25 protein-coding genes and 1 pseudogene are annotated in these 26,541 nt (G+C 62.6%); 19 read left to right on the forward strand and 7 right to left on the reverse strand.

Annotation, left to right across the window (positions count from 1 at the left end; translation table 11 throughout):
- From lptG to rsmA, 5 genes are all read left to right on the forward strand, one after another.
- Positions 1 to 1,092, forward strand: a complete 1,092-nt coding sequence (gene lptG, locus ACO06R_RS15735) for an LPS export ABC transporter permease LptG (RefSeq protein ID WP_421852047.1) — start codon at positions 1 to 3, stop codon at positions 1,090 to 1,092.
- Positions 1,092 to 3,443, forward strand: a complete 2,352-nt coding sequence (locus tag ACO06R_RS15740; protein WP_421852051.1) for an LPS-assembly protein LptD — start codon at positions 1,092 to 1,094, stop codon at positions 3,441 to 3,443. Before lptG ends, ACO06R_RS15740 begins: the two co-directional genes overlap by 1 nt.
- Before the next feature lie 85 nt (positions 3,444 to 3,528).
- Positions 3,529 to 4,458 carry a peptidylprolyl isomerase gene (locus ACO06R_RS15745; protein WP_421852054.1) on the forward strand — a complete coding sequence of 310 codons (930 nt, stop codon included), beginning with the start codon at positions 3,529 to 3,531 and terminating at the stop codon, positions 4,456 to 4,458.
- A 19-nt stretch (positions 4,459 to 4,477) separates the two neighbouring features.
- A complete protein-coding gene (pdxA, locus tag ACO06R_RS15750; RefSeq protein WP_421852057.1) occupies positions 4,478 to 5,512 on the forward strand; it encodes a 4-hydroxythreonine-4-phosphate dehydrogenase PdxA in 1,035 nt (344 codons plus the stop codon).
- A 20-nt stretch (positions 5,513 to 5,532) separates the two neighbouring features.
- On the forward strand, positions 5,533 to 6,366 hold the full coding sequence (rsmA, locus tag ACO06R_RS15755) for a 16S rRNA (adenine(1518)-N(6)/adenine(1519)-N(6))-dimethyltransferase RsmA (RefSeq protein ID WP_421852060.1): 834 nt from the start codon (positions 5,533 to 5,535) through the stop codon (positions 6,364 to 6,366).
- A 10-nt stretch (positions 6,367 to 6,376) separates the two neighbouring features.
- On the opposite strand, the gene gmk is transcribed toward rsmA, so the two are convergent.
- Entirely contained in the window at positions 6,377 to 7,036 is a 660-nt protein-coding gene (gene gmk / locus ACO06R_RS15760; protein ID WP_421852063.1) for a guanylate kinase, read from the reverse strand.
- A gap of 20 nt (positions 7,037 to 7,056) precedes the next feature.
- The gene (locus ACO06R_RS15765) at positions 7,057 to 7,947 is read right to left on the reverse strand and encodes a YicC/YloC family endoribonuclease (protein WP_421852066.1); all 891 of its coding nucleotides are present in this window, start codon (positions 7,945 to 7,947) and stop codon (positions 7,057 to 7,059) included.
- 107 nt (positions 7,948 to 8,054) lie between these two features.
- On the opposite strand from ACO06R_RS15765, the gene ACO06R_RS15770 reads away from it, so the two are divergent.
- Complete coding sequence (locus tag ACO06R_RS15770) at positions 8,055 to 8,387, forward strand: hypothetical protein (RefSeq protein WP_421852069.1); 333 nt, start codon at positions 8,055 to 8,057, stop codon at positions 8,385 to 8,387.
- A gap of 1 nt (position 8,388) precedes the next feature.
- Here ACO06R_RS15770 and mltG read toward each other — a convergent pair whose 3' ends face one another.
- From mltG to fabD, 5 genes are all read right to left on the reverse strand, one after another.
- Positions 8,389 to 9,573 carry an endolytic transglycosylase MltG gene (gene mltG / locus ACO06R_RS15775; RefSeq protein WP_421852072.1) on the reverse strand — a complete coding sequence of 395 codons (1,185 nt, stop codon included), beginning with the start codon at positions 9,571 to 9,573 and terminating at the stop codon, positions 8,389 to 8,391.
- Positions 9,574 to 9,725: 152 nt separating this feature from the next.
- Positions 9,726 to 10,994, reverse strand: coding sequence for a beta-ketoacyl-ACP synthase II (fabF, locus tag ACO06R_RS15780; protein ID WP_421852075.1), 1,269 nt, complete (start codon positions 10,992 to 10,994; stop codon positions 9,726 to 9,728).
- Between the two features lie 49 nt (positions 10,995 to 11,043).
- On the reverse strand, positions 11,044 to 11,280 hold the full coding sequence (locus ACO06R_RS15785; protein WP_421852078.1) for an acyl carrier protein: 237 nt from the start codon (positions 11,278 to 11,280) through the stop codon (positions 11,044 to 11,046).
- 119 nt (positions 11,281 to 11,399) lie between these two features.
- On the reverse strand, positions 11,400 to 12,137 hold the full coding sequence (gene fabG / locus ACO06R_RS15790; protein ID WP_421852081.1) for a 3-oxoacyl-[acyl-carrier-protein] reductase: 738 nt from the start codon (positions 12,135 to 12,137) through the stop codon (positions 11,400 to 11,402).
- Positions 12,138 to 12,169: 32 nt separating this feature from the next.
- A complete protein-coding gene (gene fabD / locus ACO06R_RS15795; protein ID WP_421852084.1) occupies positions 12,170 to 13,117 on the reverse strand; it encodes an ACP S-malonyltransferase in 948 nt (315 codons plus the stop codon).
- Positions 13,118 to 13,244: 127 nt separating this feature from the next.
- Between fabD and ACO06R_RS15800 the strand changes: the two genes are divergently transcribed.
- From ACO06R_RS15800 to ACO06R_RS15860, 13 genes and pseudogenes are all read left to right on the forward strand, one after another.
- A complete protein-coding gene (locus ACO06R_RS15800; RefSeq protein ID WP_421859441.1) occupies positions 13,245 to 14,888 on the forward strand; it encodes an FAD-binding dehydrogenase in 1,644 nt (547 codons plus the stop codon).
- Positions 14,889 to 15,131: 243 nt separating this feature from the next.
- Entirely contained in the window at positions 15,132 to 15,554 is a 423-nt protein-coding gene (rpsF, locus tag ACO06R_RS15805; protein WP_421852087.1) for a 30S ribosomal protein S6, read from the forward strand.
- A complete protein-coding gene (rpsR, locus tag ACO06R_RS15810; protein WP_019170551.1) occupies positions 15,554 to 15,802 on the forward strand; it encodes a 30S ribosomal protein S18 in 249 nt (82 codons plus the stop codon). The genes rpsF and rpsR overlap by 1 nt, the downstream gene beginning before the upstream one ends.
- A gap of 127 nt (positions 15,803 to 15,929) precedes the next feature.
- Positions 15,930 to 16,913, forward strand: coding sequence for a DUF2232 domain-containing protein (locus ACO06R_RS15815; protein WP_421852090.1), 984 nt, complete (start codon positions 15,930 to 15,932; stop codon positions 16,911 to 16,913).
- 12 nt (positions 16,914 to 16,925) lie between these two features.
- The gene (rplI, locus tag ACO06R_RS15820) at positions 16,926 to 17,537 is read left to right on the forward strand and encodes a 50S ribosomal protein L9 (protein WP_421852093.1); all 612 of its coding nucleotides are present in this window, start codon (positions 16,926 to 16,928) and stop codon (positions 17,535 to 17,537) included.
- Between the two features lie 110 nt (positions 17,538 to 17,647).
- Positions 17,648 to 18,901 (forward strand): class I SAM-dependent methyltransferase, encoded by a 1,254-nt coding sequence (locus ACO06R_RS15825; protein ID WP_421852096.1) that lies wholly within the window; start codon positions 17,648 to 17,650, stop codon positions 18,899 to 18,901.
- Between the two features lie 162 nt (positions 18,902 to 19,063).
- The gene (locus tag ACO06R_RS15830) at positions 19,064 to 20,563 is read left to right on the forward strand and encodes a replicative DNA helicase (protein WP_421852099.1); all 1,500 of its coding nucleotides are present in this window, start codon (positions 19,064 to 19,066) and stop codon (positions 20,561 to 20,563) included.
- Positions 20,564 to 20,589: 26 nt separating this feature from the next.
- Positions 20,590 to 21,747, forward strand: coding sequence for an alanine racemase (gene alr / locus ACO06R_RS15835; protein WP_421852102.1), 1,158 nt, complete (start codon positions 20,590 to 20,592; stop codon positions 21,745 to 21,747).
- A 3-nt stretch (positions 21,748 to 21,750) separates the two neighbouring features.
- Positions 21,751 to 23,160: a DNA repair protein RadA gene (gene radA, locus ACO06R_RS15840; RefSeq protein ID WP_421852105.1), complete on the forward strand. Its 1,410-nt coding sequence runs from the start codon at positions 21,751 to 21,753 to the stop codon at positions 23,158 to 23,160.
- 65 nt (positions 23,161 to 23,225) lie between these two features.
- On the forward strand, positions 23,226 to 23,753 hold the full coding sequence (locus tag ACO06R_RS15845) for a CvpA family protein (RefSeq protein ID WP_421852108.1): 528 nt from the start codon (positions 23,226 to 23,228) through the stop codon (positions 23,751 to 23,753).
- A gap of 17 nt (positions 23,754 to 23,770) precedes the next feature.
- A complete protein-coding gene (purF, locus tag ACO06R_RS15850; RefSeq protein WP_421852111.1) occupies positions 23,771 to 25,213 on the forward strand; it encodes an amidophosphoribosyltransferase in 1,443 nt (480 codons plus the stop codon).
- A gap of 19 nt (positions 25,214 to 25,232) precedes the next feature.
- Positions 25,233 to 25,964 (forward strand): SDR family NAD(P)-dependent oxidoreductase, encoded by a 732-nt coding sequence (locus ACO06R_RS15855; protein WP_421852114.1) that lies wholly within the window; start codon positions 25,233 to 25,235, stop codon positions 25,962 to 25,964.
- A 250-nt stretch (positions 25,965 to 26,214) separates the two neighbouring features.
- Positions 26,215 to 26,529: pseudogene (locus tag ACO06R_RS15860) on the forward strand (tetratricopeptide repeat protein); the annotation flags it as partial.
- Positions 26,530 to 26,541: the final 12 nt, after the last annotated feature.

The following is a 26,541-nucleotide window of genomic DNA, read 5'->3' on the forward strand; positions in this document are numbered from 1 at the left end:
ATGGGACCGACGCTGCAACGGTACTTCTTCGGCCAGGTTGTTCGCATGATCGTGATGTTTGCCGCCGGTATAGCCGCAATCGCCTACCTGATCGATTTCACGGAGCTTTCGAACCGTACCGGGAGCCTGCCGCAATTCACCATTGCAACGGCACTCATGATGTCCGCGATGCGGGTGCCGTTCATCATCCAGGCCGCACTGCCGTTCATCGTCCTGTTCGCCACCATGACCACGTTGATGCTGCTCAATCGCAAGTATGAGCTCGTGGTCGCGCGATCGGTCGGCGTTTCGGCCTGGCAGTTCCTGTTTCCGGCTTGGGCCGCCGCCTTCGTGGTCGGCGTGTTTGCCGTTCTTGTTGTCAATCCGCTCGCCGCCAATGGCTTCTCTATCGCCGAATCGATCGAGGGGGAATGGCGGTCGCGGCCATCGGAAACGCTGATGAGCCAGGAGAGACCTTGGCTTCGCCAAGGGCAAGACGACGGCGGCAGCATGCTGATCGGTGCCGACCGCGTCGCCAATCGCGACCAACCCATTCTGTATGAGGCCGTGTTCGTCGAAGTCGGCTCCGACCGGCTCGTGGCCAGGCGAATCGATGCTTCGCGCGCCGTGCTCGAAGACGGACAATGGCGGCTGGTGCAGGCGAAAATCAGCCGTGCGGGCGGCCAGCCGGAGAGCTTGCCGGAGATCATTCTGCCCACGAACCTGACCAAGGCGATTATCCAGGAAGCGATAGTGCCGCCGGAAATGATCCCGTTTTTCGAACTACGCGGGCAGATCGAAGCGGCGCGTTCCTACGGGGTTTCGGCCAATCCGCTGCGCATGCAGTACCACACGCTTCTGGCAATGCCGATGCTGCTTGTCACGATGACTTTGATTGCCGCTACCGTATCACTTCGATTTGTCCGATTCGGCCAATCCGGCGGGATGATTTTGGCTGGTATAGGTGCCGGCTTCATGCTTTATGTGGTTACAGCCATGGCACAATCTTTCGGCAGCGCAGGATTAATTCCGCCTGTCGTAGCGGCATGGTTGCCGGTGGTGGTTGCGACTCTTTTTGGCGTCGCGTATCTGCTGCACCGGGAGGACGGGTGATGAACGGGGTGGCCGGTCGGGTGAAATCCGGGCATATGAAATTGCTGGCAAGGGGTATCTCCGCCACGGCACTGGCGATCGGCGCAATCATGCCGAACGCGTTGCACGCCCAGGTCGATCCGTCGATCGCCGGCCTTACCAATGTGCGCAGCGATGCCCCTCTCCTTTTGCAGGCCGACGAACTGGTCTACGACCGCGACCGCGACACGGTCGCAGCGGTCGGAAACGTCCAGGTGGACTATGACGGCAACCGGCTTGTCGCCCAGCGCCTCGTCTACAACCAGCGGACCGGCCGTCTGGTCGCCATTGGCGATATCGAGATCGTGCAGCCCGATGGCACGGTGATCACGGCGGACGAATTCGACGTCACGGATGATTTCGCCTTCGGCTTCGTCAACACGCTGCGCATCCAGACACCTGACCGCGCTTATTTCGCGGCAGAGAATGCGACACGCGAAGATGGTGAAGTCACCACTTTCAACCGCGGCGTCTACACGGCTTGCGAGCCCTGCGAGGAGCATCCGGAAAAACCGCCGGTCTGGCAGATCAAGGCACAACGCATCATCTGGAACGGCCGCGAAAAGACCGTCCGCTTCGAGGACGCATCGTTCGAGTTCCTCGGCATTCCGCTGGCGCGTCTGCCGGTGTTCACCACCGCCGATCCGACGGTCAAACGCAAGACCGGGTTTCTCGCGCCAAGCTTCGATTTCTCTGAGGAAACCGGTTTCGGTGCGACGATCCCCTATTTCATTGCGCTGGCGCCGAACTATGACCTGACCCTTTCGGCAACCGGCTACACCCGACAGGGTTTCCTCGGCGAAGCCCGGTTTCGCCACCGGCTTGAAAACGGCACCTACACCCTGACCGCCGCCGCCATGCACCAGGCATCGCCAGCGGCCTTCGATCCCAATACCCAGGACAGCAACAACACCGATCGCGGCATGATCGGCACCACCGGCAAGTTCACCATCAATCCCCGCTGGTCATTCGGCTGGGACGTGATGGTGCAGTCCGACAAGAACTTTGCGCGTACCTACAGCATTGACGGATTCAATCAGCCGGTGCGCCGCAACGAGGTTTACCTTACCGGCCTGAACGACCGCAATTTCTTCGATGCGCGGGTGATGAAGATCGACGTCCAGGAGACCGATCCCGATGGCGCCGGGCGCGACGCTTCCCAGCCCTGGGTGCTGCCGAGCGTCGACTACAACACCGTCGCCGAACGTCCGGTGGCCGGTGGCGAACTGGCGTTCAATGTCAATATTCGCGGCATCTCGCGCAACGAGGCGGATGTTCGCGCAACGATCGTCGAAAGCAACTTCGCCACCCGCGGGCTGGACGGTCAAAACGGCCGGATTACTACCGATACCGAATGGCGGCGCACCTTCGTTGCGTCGGGCGGGTTGGCCGTAACCCCGATTGTCGCCGCGCAGACCGACGCCATCTTCATCGACACGGCCACGCAGCCCGCCTATTCGGCATCCGGCGCCATGGTAACCAGCGACAGTTCCTACTACCGGGCCATGGTGACGGCCGGCCTGGAAGTGCGCTGGCCTATCCTGTTTTCGACGGCGAGCAGCACGCACGTTCTGGAACCCATCGCCCAGGTTTTCGCCCGCCCCGATGAGATGGGCACCGGCATGCTTCCCAATGAGGACGCACAGAGTTTCGTGTTCGACACAACGACACTGCTGGAGCGCGACAAGTTCAGTGGCTATGACCGGGTCGAGGGCGGACACCGGGCCAATCTCGGCCTGCGCTACACTGGTGCGGTCGGCGGCGACGTAACGCTGCACGGCCTGTTCGGCCAATCCTATCATCTTGGCGGAACCAATCCCTTTGCCGAGCCCGACCTTTTGAATGTCGGCGCGGAATCGGGGCTTGAATCCGACATCTCGGACTATGTCGGCATGTTCGGCGTTTCGCTGGGCAACCAGTTCAACGCGGCAGCAAGGGCCCGCTTCGACGACCGCTCCTTCACCATCCGCCGGGCTGAACTGGAAGCCCAGTTCAAAGGTGATGTGTTCTCCGCATCCGGTGAATACGCCTATATCCAGGCGCAGCCAACCTATGGCTTCCTGACCGACCGGCAGGAGGTTTCGGGGCGCGGGTCGGTGAAGCTGCATGAATACTGGCAGGTACACGGCTACGCGACCTACGACATGACGAGTTCGCGGATCGCCGAGAACGGGATCAGTCTTGCCTATGACGACGAGTGTTTCGGCGCTGCGTTCACATTCAGGCAATCGCGCGACGACTCCGATGTGCGCACCAACTCGTTCGGAGTTCGCATTTCCCTGCGTACGCTTGGGGACCTCGGTGCGCATGACGGCGTTTTCTTCAAGAAGTAGGCGGCCTTAGACGCCACGCTTTCGCCCAAGAATTGGGAGAAGCGTGTCAGACAGACCGTCACACAGTGAAATCAGGGCTGGCCACATGAACCGTTTCACCCGCATCTGCGCACCGCTGCTGGCCGCAGCGATGATCGTCAGCGCCGTGCCGCTGGTTGGGACAACACCGGCGGCGGCGTCCGAGATCAAAGTCGTTGTCAACGACGAGATCGTCACTTCCTATGACATTGCGCGCCGCAAGGCGTTCTTGCGACTGCAGCGCCGGCCGGGAAATCACACGCAAATCGCCACGGACGAACTGATCAACGATGCGCTCAAGCGTAGCGCCGTGCGGCGGGCCGGCTATCGTATTCCTGAAAGACAGGTCGACAGAGCTTTCGCGAATTTCGCGCGCTCCAACAATATGTCGGTCAAACAGATTACGCAGATTCTCAACCAGTCGGGTGTCACTGCCAAGCACTTCAAGGATTTCATCCGCCTGCAGATCGGTTGGGGCGAACTGGTCAAGGCGCGGTCGCGCTCGACCGGCAAGCTGATGAACGAACAGGATGTCGTTGCCAAGATGCTGGAGCGCGGCGGCCCCAAGCCGACCTCCACGGAGTACACGCTGCAGCAGGTGATTTTCGTCATTCCCAAAGACCGCCGCAAACGCGATCTGAGCCGCCGGCGCACCGAGGCCAACAACATGCGCGGCAGGATCGACGGATGCCAGAGGACGATCCAACTCGCCACCCAGTTGCGTGATGTGACCGTGCGCGACCTTGGCCGGTTCCTGGAATTGCGCCTGCCGGAGTTCTGGAAGAAGGACATCACCGGCCTGACAAAGGGACAGACAACGCGGGTGCGCGATACCGCAAACGGTGTCGAGTTCGTAATCGTCTGCGACGCGCGCAGTGTGTCCGACGACCGCGTTGCGCAGCTCGAGTTCTCGACCGAGGGCATCGCTGGAGGCGGTGGCGCGGACGCGGAGTTTCTCGAGGAATTGCGCGAGGCCGCCCGCATACAGCGACGCTGAGCAGCTTTCCGGAGCGACAATGCCCGACCACCGCAAGCAGTTGCCAATCGCCGTCTCAGTCGGCGATCCGGCGGGAATCGGCCCGGATATCATCATCGAATGCTGGCGCCGCCGATCCGCCGAACCCCTGCCGCCCTTCTACGTTCTCGCCGATCCGCGCCAGTTGCGGCAACGCGCCGCCATGCTGGGAGCGGACGTGCCGGTCCGATCCGTGGAGCCAGAAAGAGCCGCCGAAACCTTCCCCGACGCTTTGCCGGTTGTCGCGCTGTCGAAGCAGTTCAACGATGCCTGCGGCACGATCGACAGCAGCAACGCACCCGGGATAATAGAGGCCATCGACCGGGGCGTGGCGGACGCCGTTGGGGGCCGAGCGTCAGCCCTGGTCACCGCGCCGATCTCGAAGAAGACGCTCTACGATGCCGGTTTCCGCCATCCCGGACACACCGAGTATCTCGGCGCACTTGCCGAACGGATCGCCGGTGCGCCAGCGCAACCGGTGATGATGCTCGCCGGCCCGAAGCTGAAAGTCGTGCCGGTCACGATCCACATTCCGCTGGCCGATGTTCCGGCCGCGCTGACCGGTGAACTGATCGTGCAGACGGGGGCAACCGTCGCGCATGACCTGCGAACCCGCTTTGGCATAGAGCGCCCTCGCCTGGCCATTGCCGGGCTCAATCCGCATGCCGGCGAGAGCGGCGCTCTGGGTTTGGAGGATGACGTTGTCGTCCGACCCGCTGTCGAAACGCTGGCGGCGCGCGGCCTCACGGTGCGCGGGCCGCTTCCCGCCGACACCATGTTTCATGACCGGGCACGCGCCCAATATGATGCGGCGATCTGCATGTATCACGACCAAGCGCTGATACCCGCCAAGGCGCTTGGGTTCGACGACAGCGTGAATGTAACGCTTGGGCTGCCCTTCATTCGCACCTCTCCCGATCACGGCACCGCTTTCGATATTGCCGGCAGTGGCAAAGCCGAACCTGCAAGCATGGTGGCGGCTCTCAGAATGGCGGCTGCGATGGCCGAGCACAGCCGCGCGGTTGTCGTGTCGTGAGCGATCGAGAGGATGCTGCAATGGCCGTCGACGGCCTGCCGCCGCTGCGCGCGGTCATCGAGGAATTCGACCTTGCCGCGAAAAAGTCGCTGGGCCAGAACTTTCTGCTCGACCTCAATTTGACCGGCCGGGTCGCGCGCGCCGCCGGCGACTTGTCACAAAGCACCGTCGTCGAAGTCGGCCCGGGACCGGGCGGCCTGACCCGCGCGCTTCTGATGCACGGGGCGGCGCGTGTTGTAGCCGTGGAGCGGGATGCGCGGTGTCTACCGGCGCTCGCGGCGATTGCCGAACGCTACCCGGGCCGCCTCGAAGTCGTTGAGGGCGATGCACTGGAAACCGATTTCGCAGCGTTTGCGGTCGAGGGTCCGGTCAATATCGTTGCCAATCTGCCCTACAATATCGGCACCCAGTTGCTGGTGAACTGGCTCGAAGCCGAACCGTGGCCGCCATTCTTCCAGTCGTTGACCCTGATGTTCCAGCGCGAAGTCGCCGAGCGTATCGTCGCCGGTCCCGGCGACGGCGGCTATGGGCGACTCGGCATTCTGGCTGGATGGCGCACCGAGGCGCGGATGGTCTTCGACATTCCGCCGCAGGCTTTCTGGCCGCCGCCCAAGGTTACATCTTCAGTCGTGCATCTGGTGCCGCGCGGCAACCCCATCGATGCGGATTGCAGGCGGCTGTCGATGGTGACCCGGCATGCCTTCGGGCAGCGCCGCAAAATGTTGCGGCAGAGCCTCAAGCCGATCGGCGGCGCGGCGCTTCTGGAAGCGGCCGGGATCGACGGCACACGCCGCGCAGAGACGCTATCCATCGAGGAGTTCTGTGCACTGGCGAACGCGATGGACGGTCACTGATCTGTATCACCTAGAGCGGTTCGTCGAGCAGGCCGCTGACAAAATCGAACAGACCGGGACGGCGGTCGCGCCGCAACCGTTCCGACTTGACGATTGAGCGGACCGCGTCGAAGGCGCGGTCGAGATCGTCGTTGACGATCACATAGTCATAGGACCGCCACTGCTCAATCTCCTCGGCCGCGTTCTTCAGCCGCCGGGCTATCGTATCCTCGTCGTCCTCGGCACGCCTATGCAGGCGGTTCTTCAATTCCGCCATGGATGGCGGAAGCACGAACACCGAGACGACATCGGCGCGCATCTTCTCCGATAGCTGCTTGGCGCCCTGCCAGTCGATGTCGAAGAGAATGTCCCTACCCTCGGCCATGGCGATCTCGACCGGTTCGCGCGGCGAACCGTAATAGTTCCCGTGTACTTCGGCCCATTCGAGCAACGCGTCTGTGTCGCGCAAGCGCTCGAAATCCCGCGCGCTGATGAAATGATAATGCACGCCATCGATCTCGCTCGGCCTGCGTTGGCGGGTGGTGACGCTGACGGAAAGTTCAAGCGCCGTGTCGGTTTCCAGAAGATTGCGGGCGATGGTGGACTTGCCGGCGCCAGACGGCGACGACAAAACGAGCATCAGCCCGCGACGTTGCAGCCGGTCGGATTGGTGTTGCGGGTCTGCGGCCATCGTTCGTCGTGTCCTCCGGGCTATTGCAGATTCTGAACCTGCTCACGGAATTGATCGATTGCGGCCTTCAAGTCCAGCCCGATTGCAGTCAATTCGGCGGTCGCCGACTTGGAACACATCGTGTTGGCTTCCCGGTTGAATTCCTGGGCAAGGAAATCGAGTTTGCGGCCGACCGCGCCGCCCTCGGCCAGCAGCTTGCGCGCCGCCGCGACATGCGCATCCAGGCGGTCGACCTCCTCCTTGATGTCGGCTTTGGTCGCCAGAAGCGCTGCTTCGGCTGGCAGGCGCGCCGGGTCGATCGAGCCGGTATCGAGCAACAGCGCGTCCAATTGGGCCCGGAGCCGTTGTTGAACCGCTTCCAGCCGGCTGCCCGGGTCGTTTCGCGCCTTCTCGACCAGGGTTTCGATCCTGTCGATCAATCCGGAGAGGATCTCGTTCAGCGCAGCGCCCTCGTGCTGCCTGGCGGCCACGAGCGCGGCTACGGCCTCGCCAACCAGGTCCAGGATATCGTCTCCAATCGCCTCCGCGTCCAGGCGGTTGTCCGCCTCGTCGCCAACGACGACACCGCGCAGGCTCATGATGCCGTCAGCCGTGGGTGGCGCGATACCGCATCCGTCAGCCATCTGCTTTCCGGCCTGTGCGAGTGCCCGGAAAAGCTCCTCGTCGATGCGGGCGGCTGGCGCGGTTGCGCCGCCGGCCGCCGTCACGAAGAGCTGGATGCTGCCGCGCGCCATATCCTCGGCAATACGCTTCTTGATCGGCGTTTCCAGTGCCTCCAGCCCAGCGGGCGCGCGGGTCCTGATATCAAGCCCCTTATTGTTGACGGAGCGGACGTCACACGTCACCGACAACGTACCGATATCGCGCGACACGCTGGCAAATCCCGTCATGCTCTGGAGCTTCTCGCCCATGATTGCGTCCCCCGGCTTTGCCGACCTGCGCTCTTCACGAAAAACGCGCTTGTGCTTTCCATAAAGTCCATTTCCGCTAGCGGGTCCAGCCAGCAGTCATGGAGACGATGATGCAAACGACCCCGAAATCGCGCGAGATGCGCGTCCAGATCCCGGCCGGCGCCCAGCGGGAACAGGTGCTCGAAGCGGTGCAACACGCCACCGGCGACGCGGGCCTCTTCATCTCGCATATCGGCGGCTACTCGCGCACCAAGTACCCCGGCGCCGTTCACTGGCACTTCAAGCGGGACAAGAAGGAAAAAGGCGTGCTTGACGCCACCTATTGGGCCGATGGCCCGCTATTCTGGCTCACCTTGCGGAACAACGAACCGCAATGGGTTCATGATGCTGCGCCGCGATTGCAAGACGCTGTCGCGGCGCGTATCGCCAAACTAAGCTAGCTCAGTTCCCGTTGGTCTCGCTGGCCTCGCCTGCTGCGGCTTCAGCCTCATTCGCGCGCTTGCGCTCGATCTCGCGCCACACGCGAACATTCTCGTTGTGCTCGGCGAGTGTTTTGGCGAACACGTGACCGCCAGTGCCATCGGCAACGAAAAAGAGGTCGTCAGTAACCGACGGGTTGGCGACGGCCTCAAGGGCGGCGCGGCCGGGAATGGCAATCGGTCCGGGCGGCAATCCGTCGATCCGGTAGGTGTTGTATGGCGTCGTCTTGTCGATGTCAGAGCGGTAGATCGGCCGGTCGGACGGTTTACCCTCGCCGCCGAACAGGCCATAGATGATCGTCGGATCGGACTGCAGGCGCATGCCCCGGCGCAGCCGGTTGATAAACACGCCCGCGACCCGGGAACGCTCGTTGGCGACGCCGGTTTCCTTCTCGACGATTGATGCGAGCGTCACGAACTCGTTGATGTCGTTGAGCGGCAGGTCCTTGCGCCGGTTAGCCCAGACTTCCTCAACGATTGCCTGCTGCTGCGCCTCCATCGTGCGGATGATCTCGGCGCGGGTCGTGCCGCGCGAGAATTTCTGCGTATCGGCGACCAGCATGCCCTCCGCAGGTATCTCGGCCGGCATCTCGCCGGTCAGAACAGCATCGTTCTCGATGCGCTTGAGCGCCTGAATCACGGTCATGCCTTCGACCACAGTGATCGGATGCAGGATGGCGCGGCCCGAGACCAGAATGTCCATTACATCTTTCATGGACGCACCTGCCTTGAACTCGTACTCGCCGGCTTTCAGGCTGCTTTCGTGACCGTTGATGCGTACCCCGGCCTCGAAAATCCGGGCATTGGAGATGATGTTACGACTTTCCAGGCTGGCGGCGATCTGCGCAATCCCGGAGCCCGGCCGGACGGCATGCGTTACGCTGCTCTGCAGCGGTCCGCTCTCCTCGAAACGGGTCTTGCCGTAGTAAATCGCGCCACCCAGCGCGACCATGCAGAACACCGTGAGCGTCAAAAGAAAGTTGAAAAACACCACGACCTGGCTGCGCGCGGCTCTGGCGCGTCGCCGCGGCGGCGGGCCGACGGGCGGCCCCGCCCGCAGCGCCTGGCTGGGTGATTGCGGGATCAATGGCTCGCGCGAATAATCCGGACCCGCCTGCCGGCGGCCAAATTCGGGATCCGTACTCACTGTCGCTCCTTGTTCGTCATTTCCGATCCTCCCGGTCGTCCATTTCAGACACAAGCGATTCCGTGAAGTCGCGGCAGAAATGCACAACCGGCTGCCCGGCCCGGCTCAAGCGTTATCGTTCAAACGGCAATGTGGCAACAAAATGCAGTATGTCAGTCGGCGTAACGGCGAAGCACAAGCGATGCGTTGGTACCGCCGAAACCAAATGAATTGGAAAGGGTGACGTTGATTTCACGCTCGCGCTTTGTGTGCGGCACAAGATCGATGGGCGACTCGACGTCCGGGGTATCCAGGTTGATCGTCGGCGGCGCGACATTGTCGCGAATGGCCAACAAACAGAAAATCGCCTCAACCGCGCCGGCGGCACCAAGCAAGTGGCCGATCGACGACTTGGTTGATGACATCGAAACCTTGGTAGCGGCATCGCCAACCACACGCTCGACAGCGCCAAGTTCGATCGTATCGGCCATGGTCGAGGTGCCATGGGCATTGATGTAATCGACTTCCGAAGGATCGATACCCGCCCGCTTCAGCGCCGAGCGCATGCACCGTTCGGCGCCCTCGCCGTCTTCGGATGGCGCGGTGATATGATAGGCGTCGCCGGACAGGCCGTATCCGGTTACCTCGGCATAGATGCGCGCACCACGTGCCTTGGCGTGCTCGAGTTCCTCAAGCACCACGACGCCGGCGCCTTCGCCCATGACGAAACCGTCACGGTCGCGGTCATAGGGACGCGACGCGGCGGTGGGATCGTCGTTGCGGTCGGTCGACAGCGCCTTGCAGGCGGCAAATCCGGCAAGCGAGATTCGGCTGATCGGCGATTCCGTGCCCCCGGCCACCATCACATCGGCATCGCCAAGCGCGATCAAGCGGCTTGCGTCGCCGATCGCATGGGCGCCCGTCGAACATGCGGTTACGACGGCGTGATTCGGTCCGCGCAGCTTGTGGCGGATCGAAACCTGGCCGCCGGCCAGATTGATCAGACGTCCGGGAATAAAAAACGGCGAGACGCGGCGGGGGCCACGGTCGCGGAGCGTGTAGCCGGCTTCGACGATTCCCTCGATGCCGCCGATGCCCGATCCGATCAGGACACCGCTCGCGATCTGGTCCTCATCGGTCTGCGGACGCCAGTCGGCGTCGTTCAGCGCCTGATCGGCGGCCGCAATCGCATAGACGATATACGGATCGACCTTGCGCTGTTCCTTTGGTTCCAGGAACAGATCGGCATTGAACGTACCATCCGTGCCATCGCCTACCGGGATGCGGCAGGCAATCTGGGCCGGAAGATCATCGACATCAAACTCGGCGATCCGGGCAGCGCCACTTGCTCCCGCAAGAATGCGCTCCCAGGTAAGCTCGGCATTGGCACCCAAAGGGGAAACCATGCCGACGCCGGTGACGACTACGCGCCTTAGTTCCATCTGAAGTGCACCCGGTCCGACGGATCGAGCCGTCGAAACCGATCCCGACTTAAGCGTTGGACTTTTCGATATACTTGATGGCGTCGCCGACCGTCAGAATGGTCTCGGCTGCATCGTCCGGGATTTCGACGCTGAATTCTTCCTCAAACGCCATCACCAGTTCGACTGTGTCGAGGCTGTCGGCGCCAAGATCGTCAATGAAGCTGGCGCTTTCGCTGACTTTTTCGGCATCGACGCCCAAATGTTCAACAACGATTTTTTTGACGCGGTCTGCGATATCGCTCATGTCGGAATTCCCTCGACTTTGAATTTTCGATTTGTCGTTATCTTCACAATCCGGGCTAATCAAGTCGCAACAAACGGTTTGAAGCAACTTTGTTGGCCCGGCCGACGCCGCTGCCGGCGTCAGAACATGGCCATCCCGCCGTTGACGTGAACGGTCTGACCGGTGACGTAACCCGCTTCCTCGCTGGCCAGGAAAGCAACGGCGGCGGCCACTTCATCGCCGCTTCCCATCCGCTTCATGGGGATCGCGCCCATGATCGCATCTTTCTGCTTGTCGTTGAGCTTGTCGGTCATGGCGCTCTCGATAAAGCCCGGCGCGACCGCGTTCACCGTCACGTTGCGGGTCGCGATTTCCTGTGCCAGCGACTTGGTGAATCCGATCAGCCCGGCCTTGGAAGCGCAGTAGTTGGCTTGCCCCGGATTGCCGGTCACGCCCACCACCGAGGTAATGTTGATGATGCGGCCCGAACGGCGGCGCATCATAGGATGGGTCAACTGGCGGGTCAGACGGAAGACGGCGGTCAGGTTGACCTCAAGCACAGCATCCCAGTCGTCGTCGGACATCCGGACGAATAGACCGTCACGCGTGATGCCGGCATTGTTGACCAGGATATCGACGCCCTCGAGTTGTTCTTCCGCGGTCTCGCCCAACGCCTTGACGGCGTCGCGGTCCGACAGATCGGCGGGGAACACATGCACCCGCTCGCCGAGATCGCCAGCCAGTGCATCGAGCTTCTCGCGCCGCGTGCCGTGCAGACCGACTATCGCGCCCTGCTGGTGCAAGACCCTTGCGATCGCTTCGCCAATACCGCCAGAGGCTCCTGTGATCAGCGCCTTGCGACCGGTGAGTTCAAACATGATACCGTCCTTTTGCATCCTGCGCCGCTGCGTCAGCCATTCGCCTGGAGGAACGCTTCTATATCGGCAGGACCACCGATGGCAACGCCTGCGAGCGATCTGTCGATGCGGCGCGCAAGCCCGGTCAGGACCTTGCCCGAACCGGCCTCGACCAATGTATCGACGCCATTGGCCGCGAACCACTCCACCGTCTCGCGCCAGCGCACCTGGCCCGTTACCTGCTCGACCAGCCGGTCGACGATGTCCGCCGGTTCGACAGCAGGCGCGACGGTCACATTGGCGATAATCGGAACGGACGGCTTGTTTACGGCGACGCCAGCCAGTGCTTCGCGCATGGCTTTGCCGGCGGGCGCCATCAGGCTGGAATGGAAAGGTGCGGAGACCGGCAGCATGAGCGCCCGCTTGGCGCCTTTCTCGGAGGCCAGCGCTGCGGCGCGTTCGACCGCTGGCTTCGCGCCGGAAATCACGAGCTGCCCGCCACCATTGTCATTGGCGATCTGGCACACGCTGGCGGCTTCGGCTGCGGCTGCTTCGCAAACGCCTGCAACATTGCCATGCTCGAGACCGATGATGGCCGCCATGGCGCCCTCGCCCACGGGCACTGCGGCCTGCATGGCATTGCCGCGAATGCGCAGCAGGCGGGCGGTGTCGGCCAGGGAAAACGTCCCTGCCGCGCAATGAGCGGAGTATTCGCCAAGCGAGTGGCCGGCCAAATAGTCCGCCTTTCCCGCCAGATCGTAGCCCTGTTCGGCCAATACCCGCACAACGGCGATCGACACCGCCATCAACGCAGGCTGGGCATTGGCGGTCAGCGTCAGCGCGTCCTCGGGGCCATTCCACATGGTCTCGGACAGGCTTTCGCCGAGTGCCTCGTCGATCTCGGAGAAGACGTCGCGCGCCGACTGGAACGCGTCGGCAAGTTGCTTGCCCATGCCGACTGACTGGCTGCCCTGCCCCGGAAAAGTGAATGCCAGTGTCATTTTCGCTCCCGCTTTGAAAGTCGCGCCGGTTTGGTCAAGTTGCCCTGCGCTGTCAAGAGTGCGGTCGGCGTTGCAAGGCAGGGATGGGCCGCTATCATGGCTCGCCGAACGGGAGGAGTTCTTGGACATCCAGTATGATGCCATCGTCGTGGGCGGCGGCCTCGCCGGGCTTGTGGCGGCGGCCGAACTTGGCGACCGCGGCAAGAAAACGCTGATCGTCGATCAGGAAGCGGAAAACAACCTCGGCGGCCAGGCCTTCTGGTCGCTGGGCGGATTGTTCATGATCGACACGCCGGAACAGCGGCGCCTGCGCGTCCGCGACAACCTCGCGCTGGCCCGCGCTGACTGGATGGGCTCGGCCGGCTTCGACCGGCCGGAGGACGCATCGCCCCGCGAATGGGCCGAAGCCTACCTCGATTTCGCCGCCGGCGAGATGCGCGGCTGGCTTCACGATATGGGAATGCGGTGGTTTCCCGTTGTCGGCTGGGCGGAACGCGGCGGCGGTTTCGCCGACGGACATGGCAACTCGGTGCCGCGCTTCCACATAACATGGGGCACCGGACCCGGCGTGCTCGAGCCGTTTATCAGGCGCGTCCGCGAGCATGAGCGCGCGGGGCTGATCTCGCTGGCGTTCCGGCACCGGGTCACGGCAATCGAGACGAAGAACGGTGCTGTTTGCGGCGTCAGCGGCGACATTTTGGCGGGAAGCGACGCCGAACGCGGACAGAAGAGCAGCCGAGAAGTCACCGGCGGCTTCACCTTCGAGGCGCAGAGCCTCATCGTTGCGTCCGGGGGAATCGGCGGTAATCTCGATCTGGTGCGGGCCAACTGGCCCCGCAACCGGCTCGGCGCGCCGCCAGAGACGATGGTGTGCGGCGTGCCGCACCATGTCGATGGGGCGATGATCGATGTGGCGCGGACCGCCGGTGCCGCGACGATCAACGAAGACCGGATGTGGCACTACACCGAAGGCCTGCGGAACTGGAACCCGATCTGGCCGAACCATGGCATCAGGATTCTGCCCGGCCCTTCTTCGATGTGGTTCGACGCGCACGGCAACCGTTTGCCGACGCCATGCCTGCCGGGTTTCGACACATTGTCGACGCTGAAACACCTGCGCACGACCGGCCATGACCACTCCTGGTTCGTGCTGACCCAGAAAATCATCGAAAAGGAGTTCGCGCTTTCCGGCTCCGAACAGAACCCGGACCTGACATCCGGACGGTGGGGCGCGGTTTTGAAGCAACGACTCGGCAAGGGCGCAACCGACGCTGTCGAAGCTTTCAAGAAACACGGCGAGGACTTCATTGTCCGCAACACGCTGGACGACCTCGTATCCGGGATGAACGATCTCGTCGGCGATCCGCTGATCGACACCGATGACCTGCGCGCCCAGATCGAGGCGCGCGACCTGCAGATCGAGAATCCGTTTGCCAAGGACGCTCAGGTAATCGCGATCAACGGCGCGCGCGCCTATCTCGGCGACAAGCTTGTCCGCACCGCGAAACCGCACCGCCTGCTCGACCCGCGCAACGGCCCGCTGATCGCGGTCCGACTGCACACATTGACCCGAAAAACCCTCGGCGGCATTCACACAAACCTTGCTTCCCAGGCGCTGGGCCCTGACGGCAGCCCGGTGCCGGGTCTTTTCGCGGTCGGGGAAGCCGCCGGATTTGGCGGCGGCGGGTATCATGGCTACAACGCGCTCGAAGGCACATTCCTCGGCGGCTGCATCTTTTCGGGGCGCGCCGCCGGACGGGCCGCGGGCTAGCACGGGGCAGCCTTGCAACTCCGCCGGAATTATGTATAAGCGCGCAATCTGCCGGTCAGCTGGGGGCTGAACGGAGGGGTGGCATTGGCCATCAGTCGGGCGATTAGCCGTCCGCGCCTCCCGTGTCTCCGCTCTCGACCCAGAAGTTCGAAGCGCCTTTCTCTCCCTCCAAGCAGAGGTTCGGGACAGTCGCAGAGGCTTAGCCGCTGAACGGCAGACGAAGAGAAAGAAAGGCAGGAAACAATGGCTTATTACGAGCACGTGTTCCTTGCACGTCAGGACATCTCGTCCCAGCAGGCTGAAGAGCTTGTTGCGCACTTCCGGGGCATCCTTGAAGAGCATGGCGGCAAGGTCGAAAAGGTAGAAAGCTGGGGCCTGAAGTCGCTCCAGTACCGCATCAACAAGAACCGCAAGGCGCACTTCTCGATGATGAACATTGATGCGCCGGCCGGTGCAGTGCACGAAATGGAGCGCCAGATGCGCATCCATGAAGACGTGCTGCGCTACATGACGATCCGCGTCGATGATCTCGACGAAGGCCCGTCGGCGATGATGAAACGCAATGACCGTGACGATCGTTCGCGCCGCGACCGCGACGACCGCCCGCGCCGTGACGGAGACCGTCCGCGCCGCGATGGCGACGCACCTCGTGGAGACAAGAACTAATGGTCGATATCAACCAGATCCCGACACGCCGGCCCTTTCATCGCCGCCGCAAGACCTGCCCGTTCTCGGGCGCGAATGCACCGAAGATCGACTACAAGGACGTGCGTCTGCTGCAGCGCTACATTTCCGAGCGCGGCAAGATCGTGCCGTCGCGCATCACGGCCGTCAGCCAGAAGAAACAGCGTGAGCTGGCAAAAGCCATCAAGCGCGCCCGCTTTCTGGGCCTTCTGCCCTACGTCGTGAAGTGATTTCGGCCGGGGCGTTCGCGCCCCGGACCACCCGGCCGTGACGGGCACGGCCGCAGACGAGAAATCCCGAGTTGGGGCATCGTTTCGATCGCCTCTAACTGCTTGAACCGGCAGGACAGCGCAACAAATGAACGGAACCCTGACCATACAACGCCTTGGGATCGGAGCGCTTGCCGGTGCGACGACCGCCTTGCTGTGCGTGGGCTTCGTCAACCAGTCGCTGCTGGCACTGCTTCTCTACATGATCTCGCCGGTTCCCCTGATGGTCGCCGGACTCGGGTTCGGGTTGTCATCGGCGCTGGCGGGCGCATTCGCAGCCGTCGCCGTCGCTCTGGCGATGACCAACGGATTGACCGCGACATTCGTGGCGCTGGCAATCGCAGCCCCGGCCTGCGCGGCGTCCTACTGGCTGAACCTGGCGCGTCCGGCCGAGGAAATCGGTGGACCGCGCGACATGCTGGCCTGGTTCCCGCTGGCCGATGTGTTTTTCTCTATCAGCCTGCTTACGGGTTTCGCCTATGTGCTGATTGGCGCGCGGATCGGCTTCGGCCCGGAGCTTACCGGTGAACTGGCCGCCGAAATGGCCCGGGTGTTCAGGGAAACCGACCCGCAGGCGCAACTGTCGGCGGAAGGCATCGCCAGCCTGCAGCGCTTCATCGAAGTGGTCATCCCGGTCGCTCAGCCATTCGTCTGGATGCTCACCTTGGCCGCATCGATATATCTGGCCCTCGCGGTCGCACGACGTTCCGGCCTGATCCGGCGGCCCAAGGACGACTGGCCAGCCGGGCTTCGTATGCCGCGCGTCGCCGTCCTGGCCCTGCTCGCTGCGATCCTGATAAGCTTCGCACCGGGCGCGCTCGGATCCGCCGCGAGCGTGTTTGTCGGCGCACTCGGCGCCGGCTTCGTCATGGCCGGCTACGCGATGCTGCATGAACGCACGCGGGGAAACTCGGCGCGGACGCCACTCATCGTCTTCGCCTATCTCTGCACGTTGCTGCTATCGCCCGTGCTGCTGTTTTTCCTGATCGCCGGCCTCGCCGGTGCCGGACGTCAGGTGCCGCTGTCGCCGGCCACGCAATCATCCAACACGAACCACAATCCAAACGACTGAAAGGAAACCGACATGCAAGTCATTTTGCTGGAGCGCATCGCGCGTCTCGGACAGATTGGCGACGAAGTCACCGTCAAGGACGGCTTCGCGCGCAACTACCTCCTGCCGACCGGCCGCGCCCTGCGCGCGAATGCCGCCAACCGTGCGCGCTTCGAAGCCGAACGCGCCCAGATCGAGGCCCGCAACGCCGAGCGCAAGTCTGCCGCCTCCGAGATCGCTGAAGGACTGGACGGCAAGATCATCGTGGTCGTTCGTTCGGCTGCCGAGACCGGCCAGCTCTACGGTTCGGTCTCGACCCGCGACATCGCCGAGATCCTGACCGGCGAAGGCTTCGATGTCAGCCGCAACCAGGTCGACCTGAAGAACCCGATCAAGGCAATCGGCATGCACGAGGTCGACATCGTCCTGCACCCGGAAGTTTCTTCCAAGGTTACGCTCAATATCGCCCGTTCCGCCGACGAGGCAGAACGCCAGGCATCGGGCGAAGACCTGACCACCGCCGAAGCGATTTACGGTGTCGACGAGGATGCGCAGCTTCAGACTTTCGATCCGGACGCGGAGGAAATCTTCGAAGAATCGGCGGCTCCGGCGGAGACCGACGAAGGCGTCGAAGAACAGGCCTGATCGCCTGCACATTCAAGCAACAATGAGCAGCTCCGGTGCCACCGCGCCGGGGCTGCTTGACATTTGTCAGGTTTTTTTATGTCGTAGCGGCAACCTGTCGGAAGAGACCGATGCCATCAGTCATGGTCAGATTGCTGGATCGTTATCTGGGCGAGCTGGGACTGCGCGGTAGCCTGCTCGTCACGTTTCCTGACGGCGTCACGAGAACTTATGGCAGCGGCGGCGACCGCGCCCATGTCAGCATCAGCTCATGGAATACATTGCGACGGATCGCCCTGGCGCCAGACCCGAGCGTTGCGGAAGCCTACATGGATGGCGATTTGACCTTTATCGAGGGCGACGTCGCCGACCTATTGAGGGTTGTCTATTCCGGCATGACCATGGCACCGGGACAGGACGTGAACCCGGTCATTCCCAACGACAAGATGCGCTTCTTGATGCGCCGGCTGCATCAGTTCAACCCTAAATGGCGGTCGCGCGAAAACGTGCAGCACCACTACGACCTGTCTCGCAAGCTCTACGACCTATTCCTCGATTCCGACCGGCAGTACTCCTGCGCCTACTTTCCGCATGCCGGGATGTCGCTGGAAGACGCTCAGGCCGCAAAGAAGCACCACATCGTCGCCAAACTGCTGGTCGAACCAGGCATGCGGGTTCTCGATATCGGCTCAGGTTGGGGCGGCTTGGGGCTGACGTTGGCGCGAGACTACGGCGTCAGCGTGAAGGGCGTGACGCTGTCGAACGAACAACTGGAGCTGTCGCGCGAGCGCGCCGCGAGAGCCGGCCTGTCGGGCAAGGCCGACTTTCAGCTTCTTGACTACCGCGACGCCGAGGGACCGTTTGACCGCATTGTCTCCGTCGGCATGTTCGAGCATGTCGGCGTAAACCACTACGGCGATTACTTCCGCAAAGCCTACTCGCTGCTCGAGCCGGAAGGTGTGATGGTGCTGCACACGATCGGCAGAACCGGACCGCCGAGCGCGACCTCACCATTCATCCGCAAGCACATCTTCCCCGGAGGCTACATCCCTGCCCTGTCGGAGATCATGCGGGCCGCCGAAATGTCGGGATTGCATGTCACCGATGTTGAAATCCTGACCGATCACTATGCCGAGACGTTGCTGCGCTGGCGCGAGCGCTTCATGGCGCGGCGCGCGGAAGCGGTCGCGCTTTACGACGAACGTTTCGCGCGAATGTGGGAATTCTATCTCGCCGCATCGGAATCAGCGTTCCGTCACCAGGACCTTGTGGTTTTTCAGCTTCAGTTCGCCAAAAACAAGCTCAGCACTCCGCGCTCGCGCGACTATATCACCGATGCCGACAGGCGCATGGTTTGGCAGAACAACCGCCGGGCGACTGGCTGATTTTCTGCCACGATCGAGTGCGAATCATCTAGATATAGGGTCAAGCTGAAAAGTATTTTTATCGACGTTATGCACCGGCTGTGAATCACGGGTGCGAACGTAATTCTGTTGCCGCCGGAAAGCGCCGAAGGGTTATAGCTGGTCGGCAATCTGGAGACCGAAATGGCCGAAGCCGCTCTGCAATATGATCAGGACACCAACGCGGATCAGACTACCTACCGGGAAGCGCCCAACAACATCGAGGCAGAGCAGGCCCTGCTCGGCGCGATCCTGGTCAACAACGATGCCTTCTATCGCGTATCAGACTTCCTGAAGCCGGAGCACTTCTACGAACCGCTGCACCGGCAGATCTATTCGGTCGCCGCCGACCAGATCCGCATGGGCAAGATTTCCAATCCGGTGACGATCAAGACGTTTCTGCCGGCGGAGGAGAATCTCGGCGAAATCACCGTCGCACAGTATCTCGCCCGCCTTGCAGCCGAAGCGGTGACCATCATCAACGCCGAGGACTATGGCCGCGCGATCTACGATCTTGCAACACGCCGGGCGCTGATCGGCATCGGCGAGGACATGGTCAATGTCGCCTTTGACGCGCCGGTTGAGACCGCGCCGCAGGACCAGATCGAGGATGCGGAGCGCCGCCTGTTCGAACTGGCTGAGACGGGACGTTACGATGGCGGTTTCCAGCCCTTCACCGATGCCGTGCGGATTGCCATCGACATGGCCAACGCCGCCTTCCAGCGCGACGGGCACCTGTCGGGCATCTCCACTGGCCTGAACTCGCTCGATGCCCGGATGGGCGGGCTGCAGTCGTCGGACCTGATCATCCTCGCTGGCCGTCCCGGCATGGGCAAGACGTCGCTTGCGACCAACATCGCGTTTAACGTCGCCAACGCCTATCGTGGCGAGCAGCAGTCGGACGGAGCGGTCAAGGCAGTCGACGGCGGCGTCGTCGGCTTCTACTCGCTGGAAATGTCCTCCGAGCAGCTGGCGACCCGTATCATTTCCGAGCAGACGGAGATTTCGTCCTCCAAGATACGCCGCGGCGAGATCACCGAGCCGGATTTCGAGAAGCTGGTCGCCTGTTCCAACATGATGCAGCGGCTGCCGCTCTACATCGACCAGACCGGCGGCATCTCGATCGCCCAGCTCGCGGCGCGGGCGCGCCGCCTCAAGCGGCAGCGCGGTCTGGATGTCATGGTTGTCGACTATGTGCAGCTGATGACCGGCTCGTCCGCCAAGGCCAGCCAGAACCGCGTCCAGGAGATCACAGAGATCACCACCGGCCTGAAGGCGCTCGCCAAGGAACTGAATGTCCCGATCATCGCGCTGTCGCAGCTCTCGCGCCAGGTCGAAAACCGAGACGATAAACGCCCACAGCTCGCCGACCTGCGTGAATCGGGCTCCATCGAGCAGGACGCCGACGTGGTCCTGTTCGTCTATCGCGAGGAGTACTACCTGAAGAACAAGGAACCCAAGCCCGGTACCGAGGAGTACCTGACCTGGGAAACCAATCTGGCCGAGATCGCGGGCAAAGCTGAAGTCATCATCGCCAAGCAGCGTCACGGCCCGACTGGCAGCGTTCCTCTCGGATTCCAGGCCGAGTTCACGCGCTTCTTCGACCTTGCATATGACGACCGATTGCCCGAAAGGTTCGAGTAGACCGTAGTCGTGCATCGGGGGAGCCGGTGAAAGTCACTCAGAACGGCGCTGATCCACGCCTGGCCGGGGGCCGGCTGACAATCGACTTGTCGGCGCTTGTCGACAATTGGAAGTGGCTCGCAAGGCAATCGGCGCCGGCGCGTTGCGCCGCCGTGGTCAAGGCGAATGCCTATGGGCTTGGAAACGACCCGGTGATTCCGGCGCTTGCGGAAGCCGGATGCGACACGTTTTTTGTTGCCCTGCCCGAGGAAGGGCTGGCGGTGCGGCGGCTGGCGCCGACAAGCGACGTTTTCGTGTTCGACGGCCCGCACGAGCAGAGCATACCGACTTACATGGAAGCCGGCCTGATTCCCGTCCTTTCCTCGTTGGAGCAAATCGAGATGTGGGCGGCGCGTAGCCGGGCGCTCGGCATCCATCCGCCCTGTGCGATCGGTGTCGACACCGGTATGAACCGCCTCGGCCTGACCGTCGCCGAAGCTCTTTCGTTCCGCGCCCGCAACATCAGCGAGCATCTCGTCTCGCCGGTCCTGGTGATGAGCCATCTGGCGTGCGGCGACGATCCTGACCACCCGCTAAACCGGCTACAACTGGAGTCATTTCAACGGGTTGCGTCGGCTTTTGAAGATGTTGAATCCAGTCTCGCCAACTCTGCTGGCATCATGCTGGGTGAGAAATACCTGTTCAACGTGACCCGACCGGGCATCGCGATCTACGGCGGCCAGGCGATGCGCTCCGGCCCCAATCCGATGACACCTGTGGTCAGTCTCCACGGGCGCATCGCGCAGATTCGCAGCGCGCGCCGCGGCGAGACGGTTTCCTACGGTGCCGAGGAGACCCTGCTGCGCGATTCGCGGATCGCCGTTGTCACCGTCGGTTATGCCGACGGCTATCCGCGTTCCGGTTCAGGCGCCGGCGTGCCGCTGCGCGAGGCGATCAAGGCCGGACTTTACGGCCATGTCGGCGAATATCCCGTACCGGTGCTTGGCCGCGTGACCATGGACCTTACGATGTTCGACGTCACCGATGTTCCCGAGCAACTCCTCGCAGACGGCTGGATTGAACTGGTTGGACCGAACATTCCTTTGGATGAAGCCGCCCGCACCGCTGGAACCATCAGCTACGAGCTTCTCACGGGCTTGGGCACGCGCTATGAGCGGCGTTATCTGCAAGCCGCTGGAAGCTGATCCTTGGCCAAAACGCGCACACAGTTCATCTGCCAAAATTGCGGTACCGTTCATACCCGTTGGGCCGGAAAGTGCGACGCCTGCGGCGAATGGAATACCATTGTCGAGGAGGATCCTGCGGGCGGTATCGGCGGCGGGCCGGGCCGTCAGGTAAAGCGCAAGGGCCGCGCGGTCGCGTTGACCTCATTGTCCGGCGATATCGAGGACGCGCCGCGTATTGTCAGCGGCATCGCCGAACTCGACCGCGTGACCGGTGGTGGCATCGTACGCGGCTCGGCGCTTCTGGTCGGCGGCGATCCGGGTATCGGCAAGTCTACCCTTCTGATGCAGGCTGCGGCGGCGCTCTCGCGCCGCAAACACAGCGTGATCTACGTTTCGGGCGAGGAAGCCGTGGCGCAGGTGCGCCTGCGCGCCCAGCGACTCGGCGCCGCCGACACCGACGTCAAACTCGCCGCGGAAACCAATGTCGAGGACATACTGGCAACGCTTGCGACCAACGGGCGTCCGGATCTCGTGATCCTTGATTCGGTGCAGACGCTATGGACGGACGCGGCCGAATCGGCTCCGGGCACGGTGACCCAGGTCCGCGCCGCCTCACAAGCGATGATCCGCTTTGCGAAGTCGACGGGAGCGGCCGTCATCCTTGTCGGCCACGTGACCAAGGAGGGCCAGATCGCCGGGCCGCGCGTGGTCGAGCACATGGTTGACGGAGTTCTTTACTTCGAGGGCGAAGGCGGCCACCACTATCGCATTCTGCGTACGGTCAAGAACCGCTTCGGTCCGACCGACGAAATCGGCGTGTTCGAGATGGGCTCGTCGGGGCTGCGCGAGGTCGCCAATCCATCCGAACTGTTCCTGGGAGAACGCAATTCCAACGCCCCCGGGGCTGCGGTGTTCGCTGGCATGGAAGGCACCCGACCGGTGCTGGTAGAGATCCAAGCGCTGGTTGCGCCGACGTCGCTCGGCACACCGCGGCGCGCGGTGGTCGGCTGGGATTCGGCGCGCCTCGCGATGGTCATTGCGGTGCTGGAGGCGCACTGCGGCGTGCGCCTTGGCCAGCACGACGTTTATCTGAATGTCGCGGGCGGATACAGGATCACCGAACCTGCCGCCGACGTGGCCGTTGCGGCGGCTTTGGTGTCGTCGCTCGCCGGACTTGCCCTGCCGTCCGATTGCGTCTATTTCGGCGAAATCAGCCTGTCGGGCGCGATCAGACCGGTATCGCATGCGGCACAACGGCTGAAGGAAGCCGATAAACTGGGTTTCAAATCCGCCGTAATGCCAAAAGGCAGTCAGGATGTTCCCGAAAACAGCCGGAAGAACTCCGCTGAAATTGCGGACCTTCCCGACCTTGTTGCGCGCATCGCCGGCGGTTCGTTGCTGACTCGCGAACGCGATACGGACGAGAATTGACATCGTGTGGTTTTGACATGTGAAATGGCGGCGGGCTGCGGCGCCACTCTCGGAGAAAACAGAAAATGCCAATTACCCTGCTTGACGGCCTATTGCTGGGACTGACCCTCGTTTCCGCCATGCTTGCCATGGTGCGCGGTTTCTCGCGCGAAGTGCTGTCTATTGTCTCCTGGGGCGCGGCGGCGGTCGTGGCGTTTCTGTTTTACAAGCAGGCAACACCGCTGGTGCAACCCTATGTCGATCACGAACTGATCGCGCAGCTGGTCGCCGCAGGCGCGATTTTCGCAGTGGTCCTGATCGTCGCCACCTTCATCACCATGCGGATCGCGGATCTGATCATCGACAGCCGCATCGGCCCGCTCGACCGGACCCTTGGCTTCGTTTTCGGCGCGGCGCGCGGCATCCTGATCGCAGCAGTCGCCGTCTGGTTCCTCGGCTTCTTCACCGGTGACATGGACATCGCCTGGATCGACGGCGCCAAGTCGAAGCCGTTCCTGGAATCTCTGGCGCAGGGTCTGGTCAACATGTTGCCGGAGAACCTTGACGGGCTGCTGCCCGGTGGAACGGAAACCGCAAGCGGTCAGGATGCCTGATGGCGCAGGAGGCGGCGATGGCTGAAGCCGACGATCATTTCCATGACGAATGTGGGGTCTTCGGCATCTTCGGCCGCGCCGAAGCCGCTTCATTTGTCGCCCTGGGCCTGCATGCCCTGCAGCATCGCGGCCAGGAAGCTGCCGGCATCGTCACCTTCGACGGCACGCAGTTCCACGCCGAACGCCATGTCGGGCTGATCGGCGACAACTTTACCAAACCGGCGGTTATTTCCCGTCTGGATGGCGATCGGGCCATCGGCCATACGCGCTATTCCACCACCGGGGGCTCTGGCCTGCGCAACGTTCAGCCCTTCTTCGCCGAACTGGAGTCGGGCGGCCTTGCAATCGCCCATAACGGCAACATTACCAACGCGATGACCGTGCAGCGCGAACTGCAGCGCTCCGGATCGATCTTCTCGTCGACATCCGACACCGAAACACTTCTGCACCTTGTCGCGATCAGCCCGGAAAAGGACCTTCTCGCCAAGTTCACCGACGCGGTGAAGAAGCTGGAGGGCGCGTTCTCCTTCGTCGCACTGTCGTCGAAAAAGATGATCGGCTGCCGCGACCCGCTGGGCATTCGCCCGCTGGTGCTCGGCGATCTCGACGGCTCCTGGATCCTCGCCTCGGAGACCTGCGCCCTCGACATCATGGGCGCCCGCTTCGTCCGCGACATCAAGCCGGGCGAACTGGTGGTGGTGACCGAAAGGGGCATTGAGAGCCATTTTCCTTTCGAACCGCAGAAACAGCGCTTCTGCATCTTCGAGTATGTCTATTTCGCCCGTCCGGACAGCCATGTGGAAGGCCGCAATGTCTACGAGGCGCGCAAGGCAATCGGCGTCGAATTGGCGCGGGAAATGCCTGTTGAGGCCGACATCGTGGTGCCCGTGCCCGATTCGGGTGTACCCGCGGCCATCGGCTATGCCCAGCAGGCCGAGTTACCATTCGAACTGGGCATTATCCGCAATCATTATGTCGGGCGTACCTTCATCCAGCCGACGGATTCCATCCGCCACATGGGCGTGAAGCTGAAGCACAACGCCAACCGGCGCTCGCTGGAAGGCAAGCGGGTAATCCTTGTCGACGATTCGATCGTGCGCGGCACCACCAGCCAGAAGATCGTGCAGATGGTGCGCGAGGCCGGCGCCCGTGAAGTGCATATGCGCATCGCTTCGCCGCCGACGATGGCATCGTGCTACTATGGCGTCGACACGCCAGAGACGAACAAGCTGCTCGCCTCGCGGATGAGCGTCGAGGAGATGGCGGAGTTCATCCGCGTTGATTCCCTCGGCTTCCTGTCGATCGACGGTCTTTACCGTGCGGTTGGCGAGAGCAGTCGCGACAGCGACAATCCGCAGTATTGCGATGCATGCTTCACGGGTATCTACCCGACCCGACTGGTCGACCGTGATGGCACCGACAATGTGCGCCACCTGTCGATTCTAGCCGGCGGCAACTGAGGCAGACAAGAGCAAATCCATGAACTTGAAACCCGATCTTGCCGGACGCGTCGCGCTCGTCACCGGCGCATCGCGCGGCATCGGTCGTGAAATCGCCCTGCAACTGGCAGAACTGGGCGCACATGTGGTTGCCGTGGCGCGCACGCCCGGCGGCCTCGAAGAACTCGATGACGAGATTCGCGCTGCGGGTGGGCAGGCGACCTTGGTGCCGCTCGATCTGACGGACATGGACGGGATCGACCGGCTCGGCGGCGCCATCAATGATCGCTGGGAGCGGCTCGACATCCTTGTCGCCAACGCCGCAATCCTGGGGCCGATCTCGCCGATCGGCCATGTTCCCGCGAAGTCGTTCGAGGAAGTATTCGCCGTCAACGTTCTGGCGACATGGCGACTGATCCGTTCGGTCGAACCGCTAATGAAGATGTCCGATGCGGGCCGTGCGATCCTGATGTCTTCTGCGGCCGCGCGCAGTTGTAAGCCATATTGGGGGCCCTACTCCGCATCAAAAGCCGCAGTCGAGGCGCTGGCGAAGACATGGGCTGGCGAAATGAAAAAGACACCGCTCCGCGTCAACTTCGTCGATCCTGGCCCGACACGAACCGCCATGCGCGCCAAGGCCATGCCGGGCGAAGATCCCGAGGCGTTGCCAACGGCTTCGCAAGTCGCCGCCAAGATTGTCCCGCTCGCCGGGCCTGACATCTCGGAGACCGGACAACTCTGGACGGTACGCACCGAATCCTGGAGCGACTGAAGCCAGTCTCACGTTCCGGAATGCCCCGGCGAGAAAATTTGCCGCACGTCGGCTTTGCCGCCTAGTTTTCCGTTGACGTTGCGTACAGCAATACTAAATATAAAGGCCGGGAGGGGACCAGTTTTACTTGAGGCTTCCAGTGAATCGGTCCGAAAAACGCAGACGCGCCAAACTGAACAAGGCTGCGGCCCGAAAGTCCGGAATTCCGGTCGACCCTCATCAAGAGACGCTTAAACACGCGGTTCAGGCCATGCAGACGCATCGGTTCGCCGATGCCGAAGCAGCCGCGAGCGAAATCCTTTCCAAAACGCCCGGACACGCGGAAGCCAATCATATCATTGGCATCTTGCACCTTCGCCAGCGACGCGTGTTTCAGGCCGCCACCGCTTTGCAGAAGGCCGTGCACGGAAATCCGGGCAATGTCGGCGCGCTCACCAATCTCGGTATCGCCTTGACGGCCACTGGCAATGACCGCGAGGCGGATGAAGCCTTTCGGCAGGTCCTGAAGCTTGATGCGCGCCAGGCCGATGCTTTCGCCGGCCTCGCGCAGATCGAGATGCGCCGCAACAATCCGAAG

It is taken from the genome of Oricola sp., assembly GCF_965230365.1.
In the GTDB taxonomy this organism is placed as follows: Bacteria; Pseudomonadota; Alphaproteobacteria; order Rhizobiales; family Rhizobiaceae; genus Oricola.